This is a genomic window from Amycolatopsis sp. NPDC004079 (assembly GCF_040610415.1).
GTDB lineage: Bacteria > Actinomycetota > Actinomycetes > Mycobacteriales > Pseudonocardiaceae > Amycolatopsis > Amycolatopsis halotolerans.
Genome location: NZ_JBEXMH010000031.1, coordinates 17,047 through 41,706, shown reverse-complemented (window position 1 = coordinate 41,706; position 24,660 = coordinate 17,047). Strand labels below are relative to the sequence as shown.

Genomic DNA, 24,660 nt, shown 5'->3' with positions numbered 1-24,660 from the left:
ATCCGGGCGGCGCGGGTAATGCCTGCCGGTTATGCCGTCGCGGGACGACGGCCGCGGCAGTTCGGAAAGAGGATTTCCTACTTTGGTCGGGCGATTGCCACACTTTCGCCGGTGCACTCGTCCCGGCGGGAGTCATATCGTGGACTTTCGTGGAGTTGGAACTCAAGCATTTGCGCCACCTCCAGGCGATCGCCAAAGCGGGCAGCCTCAACCGCGCGGCCACCGAACTGGTGCTGCCGCAGCCCGCCCTCAGCCGCGAACTGCGCAGGATCGAGGAACTGCTCGGCCGGGCGCTGTTCGAACGCGCCCGCGCGGGGGTGCGGCCCACGCCGTTCGGGCAGCTGATCCTCGACTACGCGGACGGGATCCTCGCGCGCACCGCCCGGATCGGGCCCGCTCTCGCGCAGCACCGCGCCCAGCGCGACAGCGCGTTGCGGGTCGGCTGGTCGGAAACCGTGCTGTCCGGCCCGTTGCTCCGCGCGCTGGAGACGACCGGGCTCGGCGACCGGGCGGAGATCCGGACCGCCGAGTCGACCGCGGAGATGCTCGGCTGGTTCGGCCGCGGCGAACTCGACCTCGCCGTGCTGTCCGAACAGTGCGAGGTGCCGCTTCCCGCGAACACCGGCCGGATCGACCTCGCCGAGGACCCGCTGCTGATGATGCTCCCGGACTGGCATCCGCTCGCCGCCCGCCGCGAGGTGGACCTGGCCGACCTGGAGCACGAGCGGTGGATCTCCTCGACCGGGCCGGACCGCTGCCGCGAGTTCCTGGCCCGGGTGTGCGGCCCGTACGGGTTCGCCCCGGTGATCGCCCACTACGTGCCGGTCTCCGGCCCGCGCGACGAGATCGTCCGCTACCAGGGCGACGTCACGCTCGTCCAGGCTTCGCGCCCGCTCGCCCCGGGGGTGGTGCACCGGCCGGTCACCGGCCTGCGGTCACGGACCAGCCACTTCCTGCTGTACCGGGAGGACAGTCCGGTCGCGGGGCGGGCTGTGCTGCTGGCCGGGTTGATCCTGGACGCCTATCACGACGAACGGGGCGGCTTCGACGGTCCGCGCGCGATTCCGGGGGAACTGCCGTGGCTGACCGCCCGGACCAGCTGATCCGCACTGGCGCGGACCTCGAGCTGCGGCAGCTGAAGCTGCTGGTCGCGGTCGCCGAGGCGGGCAGCTTGGCCGCCGCGGCGACCGCGCTCGGGACCACCCCGGCCAAACTCGTGCCGCGGATCCGGCGGCTGGAACGGATGGTCGGCGCCGCGCTGCTGGCCGCGGAACCGGACGGGAAGCTGTTCACCGAAACCGGCGAGCTCCTGCTCGAACACGCCTCGGCGGTGGTGCCGCAATTCGACCGGATGCTGACCGCCGCTCGCGCCGGGCTGGAGCGCCCCGCGGCGCAGATCCGGATCGGTTCGGTGCTGACGCCCGTGCTGCCGCGGCTGATCCGCGAGGTGGGCCTGCGCAATCCTGGCGCCGGATTGGCGGTACGGGCCGGCGAATCGGCGGCGGAGCTGGCCGAAGCGCTGCTCCGCGACGAACTGGACCTCGGCCTGCTGCGTCAGGACGCCGTGCGGGAACGACCCCTGGAATGGGTGTCGGTAGCCACGGAACCGCTGGTGGTCGGCATTCCGCCCGGACATCCGCTCGGCATTCCGGACTCGCTCACCCCGGCCGCGCTGTCCGGGCAGCGCTGCGTTCTTCTCGACCAGGCAGTGCAGCCTCGGACGCGCGCACTGCTAGCGGCCTTCGCCGACGCCGGTGCCGATCCGCGGCTCTGCTACGCCAACAGCGAATGGGCGGTGTTGTGTTTTGGTTACGGGGCAGGAATTCTGACCGTCACGGCTCCGCCGACGAGGCCGATGCCGGACACCGCTTACCGGCCATTGCATTGCGCGGCCACGAATTCGACTCTCGTGCTCGCCTGGACAGACGACGGGCCGCTCGCCGACTGCGTCCCGCGCGTCCGTGCGGCAATGACGCGCGCACACGCCGAATCCCTTCGCGCGCTCATCACGTGACGTACGTGAGGGGAACCCTGAGGGACTCAGAGTCCCTCAGGGTTCCCCTCACGGAACGCGAAATCAGCCGATGCGGTAGCTGTACGGCAGAGTCGTCAGCACCTCACCGGTTCCGACCTGCGGCAGACCGGTCGCGCCGGTCGGCAGCGAAGGCACGGTCACGATGTTCAGGTGCCCGGCCACCTTGTCGCCGCGGTTGCCCGACGGCGTGATCGTCACCAGCACGGTCGCGGTCTCGCCCGGCTTCACCAGCTGCGGCGTGCCGCCGGTGCCGTTCGGGTCCACCGACTGGCCGTACGGGTCGCCGGTCGACGACGTCACCGAACCGTCGAAGCCCGCCGTCTGGATCGACGCCGTGTAGCTCGAATGCCCGGCAGGCGCGCCTTCCGGACCGAACGGGCCGATCTCCTGCACGTCGGCGAACCAGACGCCCTTGGTGACATACCCGGTCTTCTCGCCGATCGTCGCGACCGACACCGTGCTGCCGTTCTGGGCGGACTTCAGGTCGCCGAGCACGTCGATGCCCGCCGCCGAACCCTGGATCTCCGCCTGCGCGGGCACCGTCGAGGACGTCGCGACGGTGAACTTGCTCGTCTCCGGCGGGATCGAGTACACCGGCGCGTCCGAGTTCAGTTCCGGCAGGTTGACCTCGGTCGAACCCTGGATCGGCTGCGGCTGCAGCGTTTGCCGGGCGTTCGTGCGCGCGTCGACGCCGATGGCGATCGGCTCGACTCCGGTGTTGCGCACCGTCACCGGCACGGTCACGGCCTTGCCCGCGGCGAGCGACGCGGACTGCGGCAGCGCGGGGGCGCTGGCCGAGACCTGGTCGAAGCCGACGGTTCCGGTGAACGGCTGGTCGATCTGCTTGCCCGTCACCGGGTTCTGCACGACGAGCACCAGGTGCCAGCGGCCCGGCAGCGGGTTCGCGTCGACGAGCTGCAACCCGGTGCCCTGCCCCACCGTCGTGGCCGAGGTGAGGAAGGCGTTGCTGTTCACGTCGGCGAGTTCGCCGTTCGGGTCGACCAGGACGCCGTCGAGCAGCGTGCCCGGGTCCTGCAGCTTCACCGCGACGTCGAGGTCCCGCTTGCCGCGCGGCACATCGAATTCGTAGGAGAAGGTCTGCGCGGGCGACTGGGCACGCGCGTTGCCCCCGGTGATCGTGCCGCTGAAGGAGCCCGGTCCGTTCTTGGTCGGGATCAGGCTGCGCAGCACGGCCGACACGGAGGTCTGGTGGCCGTCGGAGCTGCCGAAGGTGATCGAGTAGTCCGCGTCGCCGCCGCTCGCCGGGGTCTGCAGCGAGACGTGCACCGGCTTGGTCTGGCCCGGCTTGAGCTCCAGGATCTGCGGCGACACCTGGCCGTACGGGACGGCGCGCTGCGCGGTGGTCGCGAGCTGGACGTCACCGGTGTAACCGGCCTGTCCGGACGCCGAGTACAGGACCGCGGTCCACGTGCCCGCGACCGGCCGCGTGACGTCCACATTGGCGTAGTTCGCCGTGGCGGCCCCGCCCTGCGGACGGCTGTTGGCGACGAAAGTGCCGTCCGGCGCGAGCAGCGTCAGCCGCACCACCGGGGTGACCGACTGGCCGTTGACCGACTTCGGGCTGCCCTGCCACGCCATCCGCGCGAGCAGTCGCTGCGCACCGTTCGGCACGGAGAACGTGACCTTCTTGTACGCCCAGTTCGTGCCGTTGTAGTACGGGAACGTCGGCAGCTTCGTCGAGTCGAACGCGGTGGTCTGCGCCTGCGTGCCCATCGGGGAGAACGTCCGCGTGCCGGTGCTGACCGTCAGCGGCTTGGTGCCCGAGTTGGTGACGTTCACCGACGCCTGCTGCGTGCTGCCCGGCGCGCCTTCCAGCGTCAGCTGGTCGGCCGACAGCGAGATGTTCGACGCGACTCCCGCCGGCACCCCGGTCGAGCCCGGAGCGGTGAGCGCGGCTTCGACCGCCGCGCGCGCGTCGAGAAGGCCAGCGCCCTGCTCGTCGGCGGGGAGGTTGAGGTCGCGCGCGGTGCTGGTGATGATCTGCTTCACCTGCGCGGGCGACGGCGACGCGCCGTGGTGCGCATTGCGGTAGCTCTGGATCACCAGTGCGGCGACGCCCGCGGTCAGCGGGGCGGATTCGCTGGTGCCGCCGAACGATTCGAGGTCGGTCGGCTGCGGGACGGTGTTGAAGTTGCGGCATTCCGAGTACGCCGGCGCGCAGTCGGCCCAGTTGCCCTCGCCGGGCGCGACGAGGTCGATGGTGCGGCCGTTCTGCGTGATGCCGGACGAGGACAGCGCGGAGATGTTGTCGCTCACCCATTTCCCGTTGGAGAACGGGAAGGCCGCGTAGCCGGTCTGCGCGTACAGCCGGTTGTCGGTCGTCGCGCCGGTGGAGATCACCAGCGGGTCGGTGGCCGGGCTGCCGATCGTGGACGTGGTGCCCGCGTCGCCGCTGGAGGCGGTCACCGTGACGCCCGCGGCCACGGCCTGGTCGTTGAAGACCTGGAACAGGTTGCGGGAGCTGGAATCCGGGTACTGGTTGAGGCCGAGCGACTCGTTGATCACGTCGACGTGGTCGACGGTCACCGCGTAGTCGATCGCCTGCAGCACCGCGGAGTTCGTGGCGGTCTTGCCGAAAACGTTCAGGCCGACCAGGCTCGCGCCCGGCGCGACGCCCTTGACGACGATGTTGCAGCCCGCCGGGAGCGGGTGCTTCTCGTTCACGAACTTCGAGAGATCGTGGACCACGACGCCCTGCGCGGCGATCGACGAAGCGTCGCCGAAGGCCTCGGCCCCGGCGTCGGTCGTGTTCGGACCGTCGCCGGAGAAGTCCTGGTAGTCCGAGAACACGTGGCTGCCGTCGGGACGGATGAAGTCCGCATAGTTCGGGTCCATGTTGTCGGCGAGGAACGCGACCTTCACCCCGGCCCCGTTGGCCAGGTCGGACGCGCTCTTCCCGCCGGTGGTGCTGTACGCGCGGATCGAGGTCAGCGCTTCGGGCTCCAGCAACGGTTTCGCCGGGTCGCTCGGGCAGGTCGCGTTCGGCAAGGCCTGAGACGCGGCCGGTCCGCCTGCCTTCGGCGCGGCGGCCGGTGCGCTCGGCTTGGCGTCCGGCAGCGTCACCTTGCTGTCCGGCAGCACCTGCGCGACCGCCGGGTCGTGCGCGAGCTGTGCGGCCTGCGCGGGCGTGACGGTGGCGGAAAACGCGTTGCCCAGAGCGAAGTGCTTGACCTTCGCCGGTGCCGAGCCGGCGAGCTTGGCCAGCACCGAGTCCTGTTCTTGGGTGGCTTTGGCGCGGCGAGTGCCCGAGGCCGCCTTGGTGGGCGGCGCGCTGGGCAGCTGGTCGGAGAGGACGACGATCACCGATTGCGGCGTCGTGTCGGCCGTAGCCGCGGCTGGCCCAGCCTGCGCCGGCTGGGTGACCCCGGCCAGCACCAGACTGCCGGTCGCAGCCATGACTAGGGCGCGAACGGATCGCGAGGAACGCCCCATGTGCAGTTCCCACTTCCTGCTAGAAGGGTTCGTGAGTTACCGGCCCCGATGAAATCGGGCGCACTTGTCGCACGCTCGTTTTCCCGGCAGTCAGAACTCTTTCCGAGTCCTTCACGATCCACAAGAGACAATAGTGGGAAACAAATCCGGCAAACGGGACCGAATTTCCGCGCGGTCGCGCATTCGGTCCCGTTTGCCGGAATCGGGGTCAGTCCTGGGGCAGGTGCCGGCGCGAGTGTCGGGACACCACAAGGGTTCCCGCGATCGCGACCAGTGCCACGCAGGCGAGCAGCACCGGGTAGCCCGCTACTCCGTTCAGTGCCGCTAAAAGTGACGGCAGGAGGAATCCGATGTACGCCAGCGCGTAGTACACGCCGGTGAGTTCCGCGATTTCGTCCGGCCGGGCGAGGCGTTGCAATTCCAGCAGTCCGGACACCACTACGATGCCGTAAGCGGTTCCCAGCACGACCGCCGCGCCGAGCGCGATCCACGGCGATTCTTGCGCTGCCGCGAAGACGCTCAGGACGAGTCCGACGCACAGCACGGTCATTCCGGTGAGCACGGCCCGCGCGCTGGTGGCGCGGTCGACTCGCTTGGCGATCGGCTGAATCCCCACGCCCGCGCCGATCGCGCACACGGTCAGCAAGGTGGAGTAGGCCAGCGCCCACGACCCGGTCCGGTGCTGGACCAGCTGCGGCAGGATCGCGTACGCCACGCCGCAGGAGCCGAAAATCCACGGCGCCGCAGGCAGGATCACGCGGCGGAACCGCGGATGCCGTGCGGTGACGGGAAGTGCGGCGCGGACTGAATCAGTCCGGACAGTAAGCGTTTCCGGACTGCGCGTGACCGCGGCCAGCGAGACCAGCGCGAGTCCGATGTGGACCAGGTAGGGGAGGACCATCGGCCACGGGCCCCACTGCGCGAGCACTCCGGCGACGCCGGGGCCGATGCCGAGCCCGAGCGTGAGGCACAGTGCCGCGCGGCGGGTGCCGGTGTCGGCCGCGGTGTACGGGTCGGCGTCGGCGAGTTCCTTGATCCAGGTGGACCCCACGGCCATCGCGACCGCGACCGCGATGCCGGAGAGGAACCGGCCGCCGGCGATCCACGCGACGCCGAGCGGGCCTAGCGCCAGCAGCACGCTCGCCAGCAGCGACACCACGGTTCCGGCGAACATCACCGGACGGCGACCGTACCGATTGGACAGTCCGCCGGACAGCAGCAGTCCGGGCACGAGGCCGACGACGTACGCGCCGAGCAAGGCGTCGACGGTGAACGCGGAGTAGCCCGCGGCGTGGTACATCACGAGCAGCGGCGTGAACTGGTTGCCGCCCCATCCGGCGGCGAACACCGCGGCGGCGGCGGGGAACCAGGCCGGGCGGGTGGTTGTTTCGGGCGTTCCGGGCAGGGGAGCGCGATCAGCGGTAGTAGTCATCGACGGTGCACCGAATCCAGGTGTGCTCGCAGGGCGGGGGCGAAGGTGTCGGCCTTCGTCCCCGCCTCCGCGATGATGTTCAGGAGCTCTTCGTGCTCGCCGACGACCTGCGGCAGGCGGGCCGGGATCGGCGCGAGCGCGTGGACGTTCATCCGGCGCTGGCGGTCGGCGAGGGTGGTGTAGAAGGTGAGCAGCAGGGCATTGCCGCCTGCCGCGACGATCGTGCGGTGGAACAGCTCGTCGGCCTCGGCGAACGCGGGCACGTCGCCCGCGTCCGCGTGCCTGCGCTGGGTTTCCAGCACCGTGCGCAGTTGCTTGAGCGCGTCCGGGATCAGTTCCGGACGGCGCCCCAGCCGGTGTACCGCTGCGCTCTCGACGGCCTCGCGGGCTTCGAGTACGTCTTCGGCCTCGCCGGGCGTGATCGGCACGACGATCGCGCCGCGCTTCGGGATGAGGTTGAGCAGTCCTTCGACCTGCAGCCGCAGGAACGCCTCGCGCACCGGAGTCCGGCTGACCCCGAGGCGCTCGGCGATCTCGCCCTCGCTGAACAGGTGCCCGCCGGGCAGCTCGCCGGTGAGCACCAGTTCCTTGGTGAGCTCGTAGGCGCGGTCGGCGGCGGGTTTCACAGCGGTCACGCGCTCGACGCTAACATGCATCCCAGCTTGTATCTAAGGCGTTGTGACCTGCGGCTCAACGTTCTGTCGGTGGCCTGTGCCATGCTCCGGGAGTGCGATTGCTCCTCGATGCCCGACCGACTGTCCAGCAAGCCGTCGATGCGGTCCGCGCGGCGCTCGCCGCGGGCCTGGACCCCGACCAGGACCCGCCGCGGTCCGTCGTCCCCGTGCCCACCGGGCAGTTCCTGCTCATGCCCGCGTTCTGGGACCGCTACGCCGGGGTCAAGGTCGCGTCCGTCGCGCCGGACAACCCGGCGCGGGGCCTGCCGCGGATCCAAGGCCACTACCTGCTGATGGACGGCCCGACGCTCACCCCGATGGCGCTCCTGGACGGCGTCGCGCTCACCTCGGTGCGCACGGCGGCCGTCTCCGCGGTGGCGGCGGACCTGCTCGCCGTGCCGGACGCGGAACGCCTGGTGGTGTTCGGGACCGGCCCGCAGGCGGAGAGCCACATCGAGGCATTCCGGGCGGTCCGGCCGGTGCGCGAGGTGGTGGTTGTCGGGCGGAATCCCGAGCGGACGCAAGCGTTTGCCGAGCAGTACCCGTTCGCGCGGGTCGGAACGCCGGACGACGTGGCCTCGGCCGATCTGGTCGTGTGCTGCACCTCGTCGCGGACCCCGGTCTTCGACGGCGCGAAAGTCCCGGAACACGCCACCGTGGTCGCCGTCGGTTCGCATGAACCGGAAGCGCGGGAAGTCGACGATGTCCTGATCGGACGGTCCATAGTGGTCGTCGAAGGAATCGGCGCGGCTACCCGCGAGGCCGGGGATGTGGTGCTGGCACTGGAATCCGGTGCCCTCGCCGCGGATGACCTTGTCCCGCTCGCAGCGCTGGCTCAGGGGCATGCGGTGCCTTCGGGGCCACGGCTGTTCAAGAGCGTCGGGATGGCTTGGGAGGATTTGGTGGTCGCCGCGGCCGCCTACGAAGCTGTCAGGTGACATCCCGGCGCAGTGGGAACGCGACCGCCAGCCCGGTCGCGACCAGTGCGTACCCGAGGAGAACGAGCGCGCCGCCCGCGGTGGGCAGCAGTTGCCCGCCCGCGTGGCCGGTCTGCTGTGCCAGCGCGTCGGTGAGGTAGCCGAATTCGGTGAGCGCGGCGGTCGCGCCACCGGGCAGGTACGGGTAGATCGTGTTCACGCCGGGAATGGCGAGAAGCGCGATTTCGGCCACGTACAGATAGCCGATCACGACAGCGAGCGCTGCGACCTGATTTCGCAGCAGCGCCCCGATTCCGACGCCCAGCACGGTATAGATCGCCATCGCCGCGGCCATCCGGAGGAGAAGCTCGGCGACGGTCGCTGGCGCTAGACCGACTGTCACGCCATGGAAAGCGGCGCTTCCGTAAAGCGCGAGCCCGGCGGCCGCCGCGGTGACGACGCCGTAGCAGAGACCTCCGACGGCGAACGCCGCGAGTTTCGCGGTGAGGATCCGCCAGCGGCGCGGGGCGAAAAGGAACGTGACGGAGATCGTGCGGTGCCGGTATTCCGACGTCATCGCGACAGTGCCGAAGACGGCGGGGAACAGCACCGTCACGGTCGCCATGCCGAGCACGTTCCGCACCCCGGCGGCGGTGTCGAGACCGGGCATCGGCGGCTGGACGTGCTGCGGGCCGATCAAGCCGATCAGCCCGACCAGGCCGCCGCCGCACACCGCGGCGGTGACGAGCGCCCACAGCCACAGCCGGGTGGAGCGCAGCCGGCGCAGTTCCGCGGCGATCATCGGCGCTCTCCCGAGGTGAGGGCGAGGAAAACCTGTTCCAGGCCGGGCTTTTCCGGAGTCAGCTCGTGGATCCGCAGCCCGGCCGCGGCCGCCCGGTCCGCGATCTCGGCGGTGCTGAGACCGGTGACGCGAAGGAGATCCGGCGCGATCCGCTCGGCGGTTCCGTCCAATGCTCGAGCGAGGCCGTCGGTGTCGGGGGAGCGGACGAGCGCGGTGGACGCGGTCGCGCCGGACAGTTCCGCGAGCGCCCCGGCGGCGACGAGGCGGCCGTCGCGAATGACCACGACCTGCCCGGCGATCTGCTCCAGTTCGCTGAGCACGTGACTGGAGACGAGCACGGTGCGACCGCTCGCGGCGAACCCGGTGAGCAAGTCGCGCAGCCACGCCATGCCCTGCGGGTCCAGTCCGTTGCCGGGTTCGTCGAGCACCAGCACCCGCGGGTCGCCGAGCAACGCGGTCGCGAGGCTGAGCCGTCGCCGCATGCCAGTGGAATAGCCGCGCGACGGCCGCCCCGCGAAGGCAGTCATCTCCAGCTGTTCCAAGACCTCGTCGACGCGTCGGCGCGGCAACCGGGCCATCGCGGCGTAGACGCGCAGGTGCTCGCGCGCGGAGCAGGACGGATGCGGGTCCGCTCCGTCGAGCACGGCGCCGACGGTACGGACCGGATGCGGCAGCTCGGCGTACCGGACGCCATCGATCGTCGCGGTTCCGGCGCTCGGCCGAACCAAGCCGAGCAGCATCCGCATCGTGGTGGTCTTGCCGGAGCCGTTCGGTCCGAGGAAACCGGTGATTTCCCCGGGAGCGGCGGAAAACGTCAGATCGGTGACTGCCGGGGTCGTGCCGAACCGCTTGGTCAGGTTCGCGACGGCGATGGTCATGCGCGGGCCTTGATCGCGTCGGCCAGCTGAGCCGCGTCGGGGAGGCTGAGGAGCGCCTCGTCGAACTTCCCGCCGTCCAGGACGATCCGCAGCGCCGGACCGGACCGGCGCACCGACACCAGCTGGCGCGTCCCGGTTCCCAGCCCCCACACCCCGACCTTGAACACCCCGCTGACCAGCATCCCGATCCGGCCGCCGCGCGTGCGGGCCAGCGGATTCCCGACCAGTTCGGCCGTCTGGACCCTGGCCAGCGGGAACGTGATTTCTTCGCGCCGCACCGCGAACCGCTCCCAGCGGGCGAACCGCACCCGGAGCCCGTCGCCGACGATCTCGGCCGTTGCCATCGCCACCACCCCCTGCGTTATCTGTTCTATTAGATGTATAGCAGATATCCTGGACGGGTGCTGCTGACTCTGGATCTCGACAGCGAGACTCCGATCTACCTGCAGATCCGCGACCGGATCGTGGAGGCGATCGCCGAGGGCGACCTCGCCGAGGGCGACGCGCTGCCGTCCACCCGGCAGCTCGGCGCCGACCTCGGCATCAACTTCCACACCGTGAACAAGGCCTACGACCTGCTCCGCGCGCAGGGCCTGATCCGCATCAACCGCAAGAGCGGCGCGGTGATCCGCCGCGACGCCCGGTCCGGTCCCGCCGAATCCGGGTTCGCCGACGAATGGCAGGAACGGCTCCGCACGCTGCTGGCGGAGGCTGTCGCGCTCGGGCTGGACGCGGACGAGGTGACCGCTCGCTGCGGCTCGGTGCTCGAGTCTTTCCGTGCGAAGGCGTCGTCGTGACGTCGTCGGTTTTGCTGGATCTTGCGGTGATCGCCCTGCTGGCCACCGCGTTCTGGGCGATGCCCGCGCTGACCCGGCCGACGCTTCCGTTCGGCGTGCGGGTGCCGGCCGCGCGCATCGCTGAACCGGCGATCGTCCGCGCGCACCATCGTTACGCGCGCGGAGTGCTGGTGGCCGGCACGCTCACGTTCGTCCTGGTCGCGTTCGCCTCGGCCGGACTGCGCTGGGAATCGGCGGCCGCGTTCGCGACACCGGTTCTCGCGGCCGCTTGCTGCGGCCTCGGCTGCCTCGCGCACCGCACGGTCGCCGCCGCGAAACGCTCCGGCGACTGGTATTCCGGCACCCGCCAGGCAGTCGCGACCGACACCTCCCTGCGCACCGACCCCGTCCGTCCACAGTGGATTTTCCTGGTGCCTGCGGCGATACTGTTCGGGATCACGGCGGCGATCGGGGCCTGGCGATACGGCGAGCTGCCCGCGACCTTGCCGACGCCGAACGGAGTGATCGTCGACGTCGCCCGGCGCAGCGAGACGACGGTCGGCCACGCCTTCGCGACCGTCATCGCGCAGCTGCTGATCACCGTTCTCGTCGGCCTGCTGGGCATCGCCCTCCCGCGCGCCCGGCCGGAACTCGACGCCGCGCAGCCCGCTGCCTCGGCGGCCCGGTACCGGGTTTACCTCGCCGGCGTGCTGCGGCTGTTGTTCGGCACCGCCGGGTGCGTGACCGCGAGCCTGCTGGTGGCGTCGCTGGAAGTATGGGAGATCGTCCCGGCCACGACCGGCGTGACTGTCGTCAGCTACCTTCCGCTCGCTGTCGCTTTGGTTGCGTGGGTGGCCTTCACGTTCCGGGTCGGCGACGCCGGGCATCGGCTGCCGTCTGAAGAAGAGGACTCCAGCCGCGTACAGCGCGACGACGACCGGTACTGGCACCTGGCGGGCCAGGTCTACGTCAACCGCGGCGACCCGGCTCTTCTCGTGCACCGGCGTGCGGGCGTCGCCTGGACGCTCAACCTCGGCCACCCGATCAGCTGGGCGATCCTCGCCGCACTCGCGGCGGTTGTCGCACTGGCCGGGTTCGGCGTCATCGAACTGCCTTCCCGCGGCCGCTAGCCTGGGTTCCTTCGACGGCGAGGGGAGACCGGATGTCCGAAGAGCTGACCACCGCGGAGCTGTTCGACGCGATCGGCACCAGGTACGAGGAGGCGTTCGGCCACCGACCCGTGGTGGACGCGGCGCTACGCGAGCTGATCGAGGTGCTGCCGCCGTCCGCGCGGGTGCTCGACATCGGCAGCGGGACCGGCCGTCCCGCCGCGGCGGAGCTGGCTGCCGCCGGACATCGGGTGACCGGGATCGATGTGTCCGGAGAGATGGTGCGGATCGCGCGCGAACAGGTGCCCGGGGCCGAGTTCGTGCGGGCTGACGTGCGGGAATGGGAAACCGCGCCGGGGACGTGGGACGCGGTGTGCGCGTTCTTCTCGTTCGTGCAGCTGTCGAGGGCCGAGACGGAGCGGGTCCTCGGCCGGATCGCGGGCTGGCTCGCCCCAGGCGGGAGGTTCGCGCTGGTGACGGTGCCCGCCGACATCGAGGACGTGCCGATCGAGTTCCTCGGCCACTCGATCCGGGTCACGAGCTTCTCGGCGGACGCACTGGCCGACCGGGTGCGCGTGGCCGGGTTCGAGGTGACCGGAACCAGGGAGGAGAGGTTCGCGCCCGGCAAGCCGGGAGCGGAACCGGAGGAGCACCTGCTGATCTCGGCCCGCAAACCCGGTTGAGCGAGCCGGGAAAAGCGCGCCGGGCCAACGGGGGCGTGAAATAAATTCAGCGGCTCGCGTCCCGCGCACGAAAACGGGGCGGCATTTCCGCGCGGCCGGGTGAACACGACGGAAACCGCGCGGAAAATTCCGCCCCGTCCGCTCTGTGCGGCCGGTTCTCTGGCCAGACTAATAAATCTCCGCCGCGACCTGGCGATTCCTGGATCAGCGCGGTTCGCTCGCCTCAGCCGATTCGCGTGTCGGCCGCAACGGTCGGTTCGCGCGGATCGTTTGCCGCAGCTCCTGACTCGCGTTGTTCGTTTGCCGCTCCCGGCCCGCGGGCTGTCCAGAGTGGTCGATTCGCACGGTAGCTTGCCGTGGTGCCTGGAGAGCGCAGGTCGCTCGCCGCAACCGACCGGCGGACTGCCTGTGGCTACCGGTTCGTGCGGCTGGTCCGCAACGTCCGGCCTGAGGTTCCCGGCTGGCTTTCTTCCTTTGCTGCCAACGATTTCCGCGACTGACCGCGGTTGGCGCGTGTGCCGTTCGCTCGCCGCGGCTGTCCGGCGGACGCGCCCGGCGCAGGGACTCAGGCCGGAACAGTCCTTGCTACTGCTGGTTGCCCCACTGCTGCTCGCCCTGCTGGCCGCCTTGCTCGTAGCCGCCCTGGTCGCCCTGTCCGTAACCGCCCTGCTGGCCGCCCTGTTCGAAGCCCTGCTGCTGGCCGCCTTGCTCGAAGCCCTGCTGCTGGCCGCCCTGCTGGAATCCGCCTTGCTGGCCGCCCTGCTCGTGGCCGCCCTGTCCGTAACCGCCCTGCTGGCCGCCTTGCTGACCCTGCTGACCGCCCTGGTCGAAGCCGCCCTGGGGCTGCCCGCCGCCTTGTTCCTGGCCGCCTCGCTGGCCGCCGCCGAAGTTTTCCTTCAGCTTGTCCGCGCCCTGGCGGATCTGGTCGCCGTGGTTGCCGCCGGTTTTCTCGTCGGCGAATTCGGCGGCCTTGTCGATGCCCTCGCCGACCTTGTCCTGGTTGTTGCCCGCGAATTCCTGGATCTTGTCCTTGGCCTGGTCGAAAAAGCTCATCGAAATCCTCCTTGATCTATTCGTGACACATGGATACCAGCCGAGTACCCGGCTGACGCGGCGGCGAGACGCCAGTCCCCGGTTCGGGTGAGGTGCGGCGCCGGTTCTGCCCGGGTCGGGGCACGGGTGGGTTACCCCACACGCCCGGACGCGGGCCGGACCGGCCGGTAGGGTCGCCGCGGCAGGGGCACCGGAGCCGAGGAGGACATGTGGCGGGACCGTTGAGCGGGCTGAAAGTCGTCGAACTGGCCGGGATCGGGCCGGGGCCGCACGCTTGCATGGTGCTCGCCGACCTGGGCGCGGACGTCGTCCGGGTGGAACGGCCCTCCGGCTCGCTCGACCTCAGCGGCGGCAAGCCGGACCCGCTGTTGCGCGGCCGCCGCTCGGTCGCGGCGGACCTCAAGACCCCGGAAGGCCGCGACCTCGTGCTGCGGCTCGCGGCGAAGGCGGACGTGCTGATCGAGGGCCTGCGCCCGGGTGTCGCCGAACGGCTCGGCGTCGGCCCGGACGACTGTTTCGCGGGCAATCCCCGCCTCGTCTACGGCCGGATGACCGGCTGGGGCCAGGAAGGCCCGCTCGCCCAGCGCGCCGGCCACGACATCAACTACCTCGGCCTCACCGGCGTGCTGCACGCGATCGGCCGCGCGGGCGAACGGCCGGTGCCGCCGCTCAACCTGGTCGGCGATTTCGGCGGCGGCTCGATGTTCCTGATCGCGGGCGTGCTCGCGGCGCTGTGGGAATGCGGCCGGACCGGGCGCGGCCAGGTCGTGGACGCGGCGATGGTCGACGGCGCGAACGTGCTGTCCCAGATGATGTGGGCCTTGCGCGGCCTGGGTTCGTGGTCCGACGAGCGCGGCACGAACCTCCTGGACGGCGGCGCGCCGTTTTACGACACGTACGTCTGCGCGGACGGCCGTTACGTCGCCGTCGGTTCTCTCGAACCGCAGTTCTACGCGGCTCTCCTGAACGGCCTCGGCCTCGCCGCGGAAGACCTGCCGCCGCAGCTCGACCGCGACGGCTGGCCCACGCTCCGCGCCACCTTCACCCGCGCCTTCCTCAGCCGGACCCGCGACGAATGGGCCAAGGTCTTCGACGGCACCGACGCGTGCGTCACGCCGGTTCTCGCTCCCGACGAGGCGCCCAAGCATCCGCACATCGCCGCACGGTCAGGCCTGATCACGGTGGACGGCATCGTCCAGCCCGCTCCGGCGCCGCGGTTTTCGCGCAGCACAACGGATGTGCCTTCGCCGCCGCCGGTCCCGGGCTCGCACACGGAAGAGGTGCTGGCCGACTGGGAGTCGTGAGCGGCGCTGCCGGTGAGAACCGGGATGCGCACTCACGACCCCCGACGCACACCCGCGCGGGACAGGCGCGCTGGCGCGGGGAGGCCATGGCGCAGCAGAAGAGTCACGAGCGCCTGAGCCGCACCGGCAACGTCACGTGCCCGTTGGTGATGAACGACGGCACCGGCTCCAGCTTCTCCCCGCCCACCGCCAGCGCCAGGTCCGGGAACCGCTCGAACAACGCGGGCAGCCCGAGCTCCGCTTCCATCCGGGCGAGCTGCGCGCCGAGGCAATAGTGCACGCCGTGCCCGAACGCGAGCGCCGACTTGTCCTTCCGGGACAGGTCGAACTCGTTCGCGTCCGGCCCGTGGTGGTTTTCGTCGCGTCCGGCGGGGCCTAACGACGCGAGGATCGGGTCGCCCGCGTGGATCGTCGTGCCCCCGACCTCGATGTCCTCCCGCGCGAACCGCAGCGGCAGGTGCGAAAGCGGTGCCTGCCAGCGCAAAGTCTCGTCCACGACGTCGGACCAGGTGCGTGTTCCGTCCAGCACCGCACGCAGCTGCGCGGGATGCGTCAGCAGCGCGGTCACGGCCTGGTCGAGCAGGTTGACCGTCGTCTCGTGCCCGGCGGTGATCACCAGGATCAGCGTGTCCACCAGTTCCGCTTCGCTCAGCCGGGAGCCGTCGGAGTCGCGGGCGGTGATGAGCGCGGTGGCGAGGTCGTCACCGGGCTCGGCGCGCCGCTGGGAGACGAGGTCGGCGAGAATCCCGTACAGCAGTTCGACGTTCGCGGTCGCTTCTTCCGAGGTCGCCGACGTCGCGAAGATCCCGGCCACCGCGGTGCGCAGGCCCGGCCGCGCTTGCTCGGGGACGCCGACCAGCCGGCAGATCACCTCGATCGGCAGCCGGTAGCAGTACCGGTCGCGCAGGTCGGTTTCCGCCGGTCCGGCTTCGAGACCGGCGAGCAGGCCGTCGACGATTTCGGCGACCACCGGGCGCAGCGCGGCGATCCGGCCGGGCGCGAAAGCCTTCGACACCAGCGAGCGCAGCCTGCGGTGTTCGTCGCCGTAAGCGGTGAACATGTTCTGCACCGAGACCCAGATGTTCAGCGACCACTCGGAGGTGATCTCGCCGTCGCGGTAGGCGGGCCAGTGCCGCCGGGCGTCCTTCGACACGCGCGGGTCGGCGAGCAGGCTGCGCAGCAGCGGCAGGCTGGTGACCGACCAGGCGAGCACGCCGCCGGGCAGTTCGACCACGGTCAGCGGTCCGCGTGCGCGAAGCCGGGCGCCCTCGCCGTGGACGTCCGGCGCCGCCGGGTCCAGCACGAAAGGGGTGACGGCGTGATCCATGGGGCGCTCCTCGCGGCCCGATGGTCCACAATGGACTGACGATGGGGGAGGTGTCCGTTGCGGCCACCGGGTCCGCGGCAAGCGTAGCGCGGCTAAGCATCGTTCTGTCCGGCTTGAGGGGTGGTCCGGACCAGGCCGGGGAAGGGGTTGACGTCAGCCGTCGGCGCGCTTGCGGTGCAGCGAGAACCGTTCGAACACCGACAGCTCGCCGGTCGGTTTGTTCACGTTGTAATAGGTGACGTACATGGTCGTCGTGCCGCCCGGACGATGCCCGGGGTCCACGGTGAACGCGGCGAACCCGTAGGGGTGGTCGAGGTCGCGGACCGCGCTCCACACCGCTTTTTCGCGCACGTAGGTCGGTTTCCGCTTGCCCGTGGCCGGATCCCGCTTGTCCGCGACGGCGGTCAGCACCTTTCCGGTGCCGTCCTTGAAGAAACTGCCGTTGGTGGTGCCGGAGACGCCGCCTCCGCCGAGAATCATGTGCACGGTGCCGTGCGTGGCGTCGATGTTGTCAGTCGCGTCGGACACCGGGTTCGGCGTGAGCGTCTCGCTTTCCGCGACGACTCCGTGCACCGCGAGGGAACGCTCGTAGTCGTGCTCGTGCCCGCACAGCACCAGGTCGACGCCGTAGCGGTCGAACAGCGGGCCGTACTTCTCGCGCAGGCCCAGGTCGGCGCCGTTCGCGTCGGACGTGCTGATCATGACCTGGTGCATCGCGACGACGATCCAGTCCACGTCGCGCGACGCCCGCGCCGCGGCCAGCTCTTTCTCCAGCCAGGCGAGTTGCCGTCCGCCGGAGTAGCCGTTGACGTAGACGTCGCCGCCGTCCTGCAGGCAGTTGTCGTCGTTCTGCAGCACGATCACCCGCACCGAGCCGACGGTGAAGCCGTACCAGAGCCCGGCGAGTTCCGGGTCGGTTTCGGTGGAGGGCAGCTGGAAGTACGCCTGGTAGGCGTCCATCCCGATCGCACCGTTGCGCTTCTCGATCTCGTGGTTGCCCGCGGCGGGCATCCACGGCCGGTACCGCGCCGAGCGGGTGTTGTTGGTGAAGAAGTTGTTCCAGGTGCGCACGCGGTCGACGTCGAGGTTGGCGTAGCAGAGGTCGCCGTTGAGCAGGTGGAACAGCGGCGCGACGGTCTCGATGCCGGTGACGATGTCCTTCGTGGCCGGGGTCGAGAAGAAGTCGAGCGCGGGCGCGCCCTTGAGATCCCAGGTGACCTGCGGCGCGGACTGGTCGCCGAAGCTGGTGAAGGTGAACGCGGACCTCCCGCCGGGCGCGGTGCGGAACGTGCCGGCGTCGGGCGTCGCGCCGTCGTGCTGGGCGACGTAGAGGTACTCGGTGTTCGGGCACAGGCGGTTGATCTCGGCGTGGTGCACCCAGACGGTGCGGTTGGAAGCACCGTCGAGGTAGGTGCGGGTGACCGCGGGCGCGTACGAGCCGAAGCCGTCGTCGAGCGTGCCGTAGAGGACGCGGGGACGGCGGACCGGGCCGTCGGTGAGCCACGAGACCACCATCTGCCGCGCGGGATCGCGGCCGAACGTGAGATGCAAACCCTGCACCGGTGTCGCGCCACCGCCGGGGGTTGGCGCAAGGGCGGCGGCGCTCGCCGTACCAGTGCCGAGCAGTGGTACGGCAGCACTCGCGCCCATGAGACCCAATGCTCCTCGACGGCTGACGGTGTTGGACATGACGGCCTCCTCCGGCTCCAGGCGGAAGCGAAGCTATGCTGGCCGCGCGGCCCGTCGATGAACGGCGGGCGTCCGGCGCGTGAAGTGTCTTCGCGCCGCGTTCCGGTTCGTTCCCTTTGCCGGGAAACGGTTTCCGGAAAGTCCTAAGTGGAGTGTCCAGGCTTTCCCGGATCGATTCAGAACAGTTCTGCTAGCCTCCGTGGTGACGTGCGGCTCGCCGTGGTGCCGCGTTGCTGCCGGAGCGCTTCACGGAGCGTGCGCGAGTGCTTCGGCTCGAACCTCCGAGGAGCGTTATGACAGGCATCGTCCGGGTCCGGGGCCGTGAGGTGCTCGACAGCCGGGGCAACCCGACGGTCGAGGTCGACGTGGTGCTGGCGGACGGGTCGGTGGGCAGGGCGGCCGTGCCGTCCGGGGCCTCCACCGGCACGCGCGAGGCCGTCGAGCTGCGGGACGGCGACGCGAAGCGGTTCCACGGCAAGGGCGTGCGCAAGGCGGTCGACGCGGTGAACGGCGAGATCGCCGACGCCGTGACCGGCATGGAGGCCGAGGCGCAGGCCGACGTCGACCGCGCCCTGATCGCCCTCGACGGCACCGAGAACAAGGCCCGCCTCGGCGCGAACGCGACGCTCGGGGTCTCGCTGGCGGTGGCGAAGGCGGCCGCCGCGGCGAACACGCTGCCGCTGTACCGGTACGTCGGCGGGGTGTACGCGCACCTGCTGCCGATGCCGATGATGAACATCGTCAACGGCGGCGCGCACGCGGACAACCCGATCGACTTCCAGGAGTTCATGATCGGCCCGGTCGGCGCGGAGACGTTCGCCGAGGCCGTGCGGATGGGCTCGGAGGTGTTCCACACGCTGCGGAAATCGCTGCACGAGGCGGGGCACAACACGAATGTCGGCGACGAGGGCGGCTTCGCGCCGCAGCTGGGGTCGGCCGACGAGGCGCTCGAGTTCGTGGTCCGCGCGATCGAGAAGACCGGGTACGAGCCGGGCAAGGACATCGCGCTGCTGCTGGACCCGGCGGCGTCGGAGTTCTACCGCGACGGCGTCTATGACTACACCGGCGAGGGCCGCAAGCGCAGCATCGAGGAACACGTCGCGTACCTCACCGAGCTGACCGAGCGGTTCCCGATCGTCTCGATCGAGGACGGCCTTGCCCAGGACGACTACGCCGGCTGGAAGCAGCTGACCGACGGCATCGGCGACCGCGTCCAGCTCGTCGGCGACGACCTGTTCTGCACGAACGTCGAGATCCTGCGCGACGGCATCAAGCGCGGCATCGCCAACTCGATCCTCATCAAGGTCAACCAGATCGGCACCCTGACCGAGACGCTGTCCGCGGTCGACACCGCGCACAAGGCGGGCTACTCGGCGGTCATGTCGCACCGTTCGGGCGAGACCGAGGACACCACCATCGCCGACCTCGCGGTGGCGACCGGCTGCGGCCAGATCAAGACGGGCTCGCTGTCGCGGTCCGACCGGACGGCCAAGTACAACCAGCTGATCCGCATCGAGGAGGAGCTGGGCACCGAGGCTCGCTACGCGGGCTGGGACACGCTCCGCTGAGTTTGGGCGGCCCGGGCTTTTTCCTTGCCCGGGCCGCCTTTCTCTACTTCTTCGCCCGGAAGACCATCGCTGCGGCGGTGAAGGCCGCACTCACCCAGAACGCCGCCCGCGCATGCGCCGCGTCCACCACTACGGCCCCCGCCACCGCAGGCCCGACCACCGCGCCGAGGTTGAACGCCGTGGTCGCGATCGCCCCAGCCACCCGGGGCGCTTCCTCGCTGGCAGTAGTGACAATTTTGGCGATCAGGGCGGACCCGACGCCGAACGCCGTCGCCCCCGTGAGCAACGCGGCTGTCAGAAGCCCCGGAAGACTCTGCGCCGCGAAAAACGCCGCTACCCACACGACGGTCAGCACTGCCGCGCCCGCTTTGAGAATCTTCGGCCCCGCCTTGCCGGCGACCGTGACGCCGACGAACGACCCCACTCCGAACACCGCCAGCACGACCGGAACCCACGCTGTTGACGGGGACATCGTGCCGAGGTAAGTGAAGGCGGCGAACGTCCCGCCGTTGACGAGAATCCCCTTGACCACGGTCGTTACGACGCGAGGCTGGGCCAGGACCCGCCACTCGCGATACACCGGGCTTGTCGCTGGCGGGTCGTCGAACGAGGTCGTCGCCAGTGCCGCGGCAGCCACCGCGGTGATCGCGGCGATGGCCCAGAACGCGGCCTGCCACCCGGCGTACTGCCCGAGCACCGTCCCGGCCGGAACACCGACGATGCACGCGAGCGTGACGCCGGACAGCAGCACGGAAGTCGCCCGCCCGACCGCGTCCGGTGGGACGAGCGCGGGCAGAGACGCGAGTGCCACCGCGAGAAACCCGGCGTTGGCGAACGCCGCGACGGCGCGGGTGACGAGGAGGAGCGGGAAGTCGGTCGTGAGGGCGGCCGTGACGTGCGCTGCACTGAAGAGCCCGAGGAAGGCGAGGAGAGCCAGCTTGCGCGGCAATTTGCTGCCGAGCATCGCGAGCACGGGTGCTCCGACGACCATTCCGGCCGCGAAGAGGGACGTCAGCAGCCCGGCCGTGCCGAGGGAAACGCCGGTGTCGGCGGCGATCTGGGGGAGCAGCCCGGAGAGGACGAACTCGGATGTGCCTTGTGCGAAGACCGCGCTGGCGAGGAGGAAAAGGATGGGAGGCAAGACTCGTCTCCTGGCTGGTGGCGTCTGTGGACGCCAGGGAATGGGACGGTTTCGCGGGCGGAGTGAGGCGCGGTGGGCGTGCGGCAGCTGCGCGTTGGCTTGTGCCTGCGTGTGTCAGCCGTGGGTTGGCTTGCGCGGGCAGGGTTTGCCGCGGCGTGGCTGGGCTTTCGACCGAACACGGCGGTGCCGAGCGTGCTTCGCCAGCGGTGCTGCGGCGACGATCGGATTCACCCTCGACGCGGCTGCGCCGAATGGCGCCGGTGCAGTGAATACGCCGGTCGCTGTGCGCAGGCTTTGTCGTGCCGCGGCGCTTTTAGCCCAGCGACACCACTATGGCGAGCATGCTTCGCCATGGCGCGTCCGCTAACGGCACGCTTTGCCTGGGGCGTCAGACTTCACCATGACGTGGCCGTGCGCAGGTTCCGCGTTGTTCTGGCCCAACGGTGCCGTTGGCGCGGTCGCTCGCGCACGGTGCGACTGTCATGCGCATAGACGCCGGTCAGAACCGGTGCAACCGCGCACGAGAAGCTGTTCGAGGCACAGTCGACCGCGCGGTGTCTGTGGTGAAGCTTCCGCCGGTCAGCCCCGGCCCGGGAGCGAACCCCGGCACCCGTCACTCCGCCGCCCAGCGTTGCGGCTGGGCGGCTACCGTCTGTTGGCCTCCGGCGAAGTCATATCCCAGACTTTACCGTGCCGCACTCAGGAAGTCGCGCGCGATGCGTCCGGCTGGCGATGCCGCGCGGGTGTGCGGCTCAGCACTGGGGTGGAAACCGCGGGGGCCCGGATCCGGACCCCCGCGGCGGCTGAAGGGAGAAGCTGGGCAAACACGGCTCGGGCAAAGGCATCGCGAGCAAAGTCGCGGAAGAAGCAGTGCGGCGGCGGGAGTTAACAGGGGACCCGCATTCGGGCCGGGCGAGTGGCGAAGAACGGTTCAGGGAAGCGGAATTCAGCGGCGTGACCGCGGGAGAGCGTGGCGGCGGTGAGGAAATGAGGTGCGTTCGCAGATCGGCCCGACAGCAAAGCCGCGGGTTTCGGCGGCGCCAACTCAGAAGGAGACCCGGGTGGCAGCCGGAATCAGGCATCGAAAGGAACCCGTCGGCCGAGCACGCCAGCGAAGGAAGCCGGTGCGGAACCCCCAAGGCCCGCACCGGCAACCCCCAAACCTCAGCAGAGCGGCGCGACAGGACCGTCCGAACCGGTCTTCACGTACGTGTCCGAGATGTAGTGGCCGGGCCCGATGCGGTCCCAGATCTTGCTCGTCCCGAACTTCCCGGTCACGCTGTCCCCGTTGACGTAGCACTCGATGTTCACCTTGGCGTAGTTCGCCGCCAGGCCCTTCACCGACGAGGACGTGTGCGCGCCCGACCGCACGTTCACCGGGTCGCCCGCCGTCTGCACCAGACCGCTCGCGGCGGCGGAGCCCGTCCACAAGTAGGTGACCTTCACGTTTCCGTTGTCGCCAAGGCCGACGCCCGAACTGAACGTGCCGTCGGCCAGGTCGATGCCCGCGGGGTTGCCGACTTTGTACCCGAGATCGTCCCGGCCGCCGTTGTAGCCGTTGTGGTAGGCGGCGTAGGCCTCGGGCTGGCCCTGCGGCAGGTCCTTGTACTCCGCGCGCACCGAGGACGGGTTCCAGTAGTCGTCCTTGGTGTTCCACGGGCCGACGTCCCAGACCGGCGCGTATTCGCAGCGGCTGTTGTCCGTCTTGCACACTCGCACGGTGTAGTTGCCGGTTCCCTTGGGCGACAAGGCTTTCCCGGAAGGCAGCGCGACGAAGTGGTCGTTGCTCGCGATGACGTGGCCGTTCGCGGTGGTGTGGCCGGCGAGGCCTTCGCGGGTGGCGTAGATCGTGTAGGTGAGCGGGGTGGCCGCGGCGACGGCGTTCGCCTGCGGGGACAGCGAGCCGGTCAGTTCGACGTCGCGCACGGTGGGGCGGGCGGCGGTGGTGCTGGACAGCGTGATCCTGGTCTGCACGACGCTCACCGCGCGGGGGAGTGCGGTGCCGGCGGGGGTCCATTCCGTCCAGTCGTCGGCACCGGAGCGGCCGCGGACGTCGACGTCCACCGAGGTGCCTTGCGGGGCGTCGGCGGAGACCTCGGCGGCTACCCGGTTCACCGGCGCGGGCAGGCGTCGTTCGGCGGAGAGCAGGTAGCCCTCGCTGCCGGCGGCCTGGTCGGCGGGTCTCCACGCGGGATCCCGCAGCGTGAGCGTGCCGCTGGACGTGGCGACGTTGACGTCGTCACCGTCCACTGAGGACAGATCGGCGCGCCAGGCGCCGGAAGCCTCGGCGGCGCTCACGGGCGTCGCGACTGCGGTGACCGCCCCCGCGGCGAGCAGCGCGGCGACCGTGCGCCGGACCATCACTTTCCCGACCACGACGGATCTCCCTTCACTCGTCCGAATCGAACTGCCGGGAGTGTCGGAGGGATCCGTACACGATCCATACAACGATCTCGCTCGGTCGTGTACCGAATGCCGGAGGTTGACAGCGACGAGTGACCATAGTTAGCTTTGGTGACAAAGTTAATTTAGGGGCAAAGGGAGTGTTGGATGACCATCCTGGTGACGGGGGCGCGCGGGAATGTCGGGAGCGAGGTCGTCCGGGTGCTTCGCGAGGGCGGGCACGAGGCGCGCGGATCAGCGCGTGACGCGACCGTGCTGGAGTTGCCGGACGCGGTGTCGCTGGATCTCACGGCCGAGGCCGGATTCGAGGGCGCGCTGAGCGGTGTCGAGGCGATCTTCTTGTATCCGACCCGGGCGCAAGGGGCGGTGGATTTCCTTGCGGCGGCGAAGAAAGCAGGCGTGTCCTACGTCGTGCTGCTGTCGTCGCCGGACGTCTACGAGGGTGCCGCGGACAATCCGATCCGGCGGGCGCATCTGCCCGCGGAGGCGGCGGTGGCGGAGTCCGGACTGCCGTTCACGGTGCTGTACCCGGGCTGGCTGATGGGCAACACCCGGCGCGACTGGGGCGCGGCGATCCGGGCAGGGGAGCCGGTGCGGCTCTTCTCTCCGGAGTCGCAGTTCACGCCGACAGCCGAGGCGGACGTGGCCGCGGTCGCCGCGAATCTGCTTACGGAGCGTAGCTACCCGGGGCGGCGGCTGGCGCTGACTGGGCCGGAATCGATGACGCAGCGTGCGATCGTCGAGACCCTGGCGGAGGAATTGGGTCGCTCGATCGAAGTGGCGACCGAAACGCGGAGCGAGGCGCTGGCACGGCGTCCGGAGTGGATGCCGGAGGCGGTACTGGAGCACCTGATGGACGTGGAGGAGGCGGCGGTGGGCCGAGCGGCCCCGGTGAACAACACGGTGGAACGGTTCGCGGGACGCGCGACGTCATTCCGCGAGTGGGCGCGGGCGCGCAAAGACGACTTCGCCCTTCGGTAATAGTCCAATGTGGACAGAAGTTACGCGGGCTTCCAGGAAACCGCGGCGGGCCGCGTCTGGGATTCGCACAGGTCCCGCACCGCGCGCAGCACTTCCTCGGCGGAAACCTCGCTCCCGGACGGCTGCGGGAAGTGCGCGCCCTGAAGGCTGAAGTAGTCGACGGGATCCTCGCCGGAGCCGTCCGCGGGCAGGTAGGTCTCGCCGTTTTCGTGCCACGCCAGGCTTCCCCGCGTGCCGCGCAGGCCGGCGACCAGGTACGGGGTCCGCGGCTTCCGGCCCGCGTACAGCCACCAGACGACCCCGGCGTCCGGCACGGGCGGTTCGGCGGCGCGCAGGGCGGAGAGCACGTCGTCGGCGGCCGTCTCGGTGACGTCGTACCCGGTCCGGCGACGGGCGTCTTCGATGCTCGCCATGGTGCGCTCCGCTCGTGAAGTG

21 protein-coding genes are annotated in these 24,660 nt (G+C 70.3%); 9 read left to right on the top strand and 12 right to left on the bottom strand.

Going from position 1 to position 24,660, the window contains the following annotated elements:
* The first annotated feature begins 149 nt into the window (after nt 1-149).
* Nucleotides 150-1,103, top strand: a complete 954-nt coding sequence (locus ABZX37_RS28300; RefSeq protein WP_354744543.1) for a LysR family transcriptional regulator — start codon at nt 150-152, stop codon at nt 1,101-1,103.
* The gene (locus ABZX37_RS28295) at nt 1,079-2,014 is read left to right on the top strand and encodes a LysR substrate-binding domain-containing protein (protein WP_354744541.1); all 936 of its coding nucleotides are present in this window, start codon (nt 1,079-1,081) and stop codon (nt 2,012-2,014) included. The genes ABZX37_RS28300 and ABZX37_RS28295 overlap by 25 nt, the downstream gene beginning before the upstream one ends.
* Before the next feature lie 63 nt (nt 2,015-2,077).
* On the opposite strand, the gene ABZX37_RS28290 is transcribed toward ABZX37_RS28295, so the two are convergent.
* The 3 genes from ABZX37_RS28290 to ABZX37_RS28280 all read right to left on the bottom strand — a co-directional run bounded on the left by ABZX37_RS28290 (nt 2,078) and on the right by ABZX37_RS28280 (nt 7,555).
* Entirely contained in the window at nt 2,078-5,452 is a 3,375-nt protein-coding gene (locus ABZX37_RS28290; RefSeq protein WP_354744539.1) for a S8 family serine peptidase, read from the bottom strand.
* 244 nt (nt 5,453-5,696) lie between these two features.
* Nucleotides 5,697-6,920: an MFS transporter gene (locus tag ABZX37_RS28285; protein ID WP_354744537.1), complete on the bottom strand. Its 1,224-nt coding sequence runs from the start codon at nt 6,918-6,920 to the stop codon at nt 5,697-5,699.
* Nucleotides 6,917-7,555, bottom strand: coding sequence for a GntR family transcriptional regulator (locus ABZX37_RS28280; protein WP_354744535.1), 639 nt, complete (start codon nt 7,553-7,555; stop codon nt 6,917-6,919). Before ABZX37_RS28280 ends, ABZX37_RS28285 begins: the two co-directional genes overlap by 4 nt.
* 92 nt (nt 7,556-7,647) lie before the next feature.
* On the opposite strand from ABZX37_RS28280, the gene ABZX37_RS28275 reads away from it, so the two are divergent.
* Nucleotides 7,648-8,532 (top strand): ornithine cyclodeaminase family protein, encoded by an 885-nt coding sequence (locus ABZX37_RS28275; protein ID WP_354744533.1) that lies wholly within the window; start codon nt 7,648-7,650, stop codon nt 8,530-8,532.
* Here the strand turns inward: ABZX37_RS28275 and ABZX37_RS28270 are convergent.
* The 3 genes from ABZX37_RS28270 to ABZX37_RS28260 are packed head-to-tail and all read right to left on the bottom strand — an operon-like array spanning nt 8,525 to nt 10,535.
* Nucleotides 8,525-9,313, bottom strand: a complete 789-nt coding sequence (locus ABZX37_RS28270; protein WP_354744531.1) for an ABC transporter permease — start codon at nt 9,311-9,313, stop codon at nt 8,525-8,527. The two genes, ABZX37_RS28275 and ABZX37_RS28270, sit on opposite strands and share 8 nt — an antisense overlap.
* On the bottom strand, nt 9,310-10,191 hold the full coding sequence (locus ABZX37_RS28265; RefSeq protein WP_354744529.1) for an ATP-binding cassette domain-containing protein: 882 nt from the start codon (nt 10,189-10,191) through the stop codon (nt 9,310-9,312). Before ABZX37_RS28265 ends, ABZX37_RS28270 begins: the two co-directional genes overlap by 4 nt.
* On the bottom strand, nt 10,188-10,535 hold the full coding sequence (locus ABZX37_RS28260; protein ID WP_354744527.1) for a hypothetical protein: 348 nt from the start codon (nt 10,533-10,535) through the stop codon (nt 10,188-10,190). The genes ABZX37_RS28265 and ABZX37_RS28260 overlap by 4 nt, the downstream gene beginning before the upstream one ends.
* 57 nt (nt 10,536-10,592) lie before the next feature.
* Between ABZX37_RS28260 and ABZX37_RS28255 the strand changes: the two genes are divergently transcribed.
* The 3 genes from ABZX37_RS28255 to ABZX37_RS28245 are packed head-to-tail and all read left to right on the top strand — an operon-like array spanning nt 10,593 to nt 12,759.
* A complete protein-coding gene (locus ABZX37_RS28255) occupies nt 10,593-10,988 on the top strand; it encodes a GntR family transcriptional regulator (RefSeq protein WP_354744525.1) in 396 nt (131 codons plus the stop codon).
* Complete coding sequence (locus ABZX37_RS28250; RefSeq protein ID WP_354744523.1) at nt 10,985-12,097, top strand: DUF5808 domain-containing protein; 1,113 nt, start codon at nt 10,985-10,987, stop codon at nt 12,095-12,097. The genes ABZX37_RS28255 and ABZX37_RS28250 overlap by 4 nt, the downstream gene beginning before the upstream one ends.
* 32 nt (nt 12,098-12,129) lie before the next feature.
* Nucleotides 12,130-12,759, top strand: a complete 630-nt coding sequence (locus ABZX37_RS28245) for a methyltransferase domain-containing protein (protein ID WP_354744521.1) — start codon at nt 12,130-12,132, stop codon at nt 12,757-12,759.
* Between the two features lie 585 nt (nt 12,760-13,344).
* Here ABZX37_RS28245 and ABZX37_RS28240 read toward each other — a convergent pair.
* Nucleotides 13,345-13,812, bottom strand: coding sequence for an antitoxin (locus ABZX37_RS28240; protein WP_354744519.1), 468 nt, complete (start codon nt 13,810-13,812; stop codon nt 13,345-13,347).
* 209 nt (nt 13,813-14,021) lie between these two features.
* Between ABZX37_RS28240 and ABZX37_RS28235 the strand changes: the two genes are divergently transcribed.
* Nucleotides 14,022-15,116, top strand: coding sequence for a CaiB/BaiF CoA-transferase family protein (locus ABZX37_RS28235; RefSeq protein WP_354744517.1), 1,095 nt, complete (start codon nt 14,022-14,024; stop codon nt 15,114-15,116).
* A 103-nt stretch (nt 15,117-15,219) separates the two neighbouring features.
* On the opposite strand, the gene ABZX37_RS28230 is transcribed toward ABZX37_RS28235, so the two are convergent.
* Nucleotides 15,220-16,443 carry a cytochrome P450 gene (locus ABZX37_RS28230; RefSeq protein ID WP_354744515.1) on the bottom strand — a complete coding sequence of 408 codons (1,224 nt, stop codon included), beginning with the start codon at nt 16,441-16,443 and terminating at the stop codon, nt 15,220-15,222.
* 153 nt (nt 16,444-16,596) lie between these two features.
* Nucleotides 16,597-18,132: a metallophosphoesterase family protein gene (locus tag ABZX37_RS28225; RefSeq protein ID WP_354744513.1), complete on the bottom strand. Its 1,536-nt coding sequence runs from the start codon at nt 18,130-18,132 to the stop codon at nt 16,597-16,599.
* A 293-nt stretch (nt 18,133-18,425) separates the two neighbouring features.
* Between ABZX37_RS28225 and eno the strand changes: the two genes are divergently transcribed.
* Nucleotides 18,426-19,700 carry a phosphopyruvate hydratase gene (eno, locus tag ABZX37_RS28220; protein WP_354744511.1) on the top strand — a complete coding sequence of 425 codons (1,275 nt, stop codon included), beginning with the start codon at nt 18,426-18,428 and terminating at the stop codon, nt 19,698-19,700.
* 43 nt (nt 19,701-19,743) lie between these two features.
* Here the strand turns inward: eno and ABZX37_RS28215 are convergent, their stop codons facing one another.
* Nucleotides 19,744-20,841, bottom strand: coding sequence for an MFS transporter (locus ABZX37_RS28215; protein WP_354744509.1), 1,098 nt, complete (start codon nt 20,839-20,841; stop codon nt 19,744-19,746).
* Nucleotides 20,842-22,005: 1,164 nt separating this feature from the next.
* Nucleotides 22,006-23,202, bottom strand: a complete 1,197-nt coding sequence (locus tag ABZX37_RS28210; RefSeq protein WP_354744666.1) for a hypothetical protein — start codon at nt 23,200-23,202, stop codon at nt 22,006-22,008.
* 189 nt (nt 23,203-23,391) lie between these two features.
* Between ABZX37_RS28210 and ABZX37_RS28205 the strand changes: the two genes are divergently transcribed.
* Nucleotides 23,392-24,225 carry an NAD(P)H-binding protein gene (locus tag ABZX37_RS28205; protein ID WP_354744507.1) on the top strand — a complete coding sequence of 278 codons (834 nt, stop codon included), beginning with the start codon at nt 23,392-23,394 and terminating at the stop codon, nt 24,223-24,225.
* Between the two features lie 20 nt (nt 24,226-24,245).
* On the opposite strand, the gene ABZX37_RS28200 is transcribed toward ABZX37_RS28205, so the two are convergent.
* The gene (locus ABZX37_RS28200; protein ID WP_354744505.1) at nt 24,246-24,638 is read right to left on the bottom strand and encodes an Imm1 family immunity protein; all 393 of its coding nucleotides are present in this window, start codon (nt 24,636-24,638) and stop codon (nt 24,246-24,248) included.
* Nucleotides 24,639-24,660 lie beyond the last annotated feature (22 nt).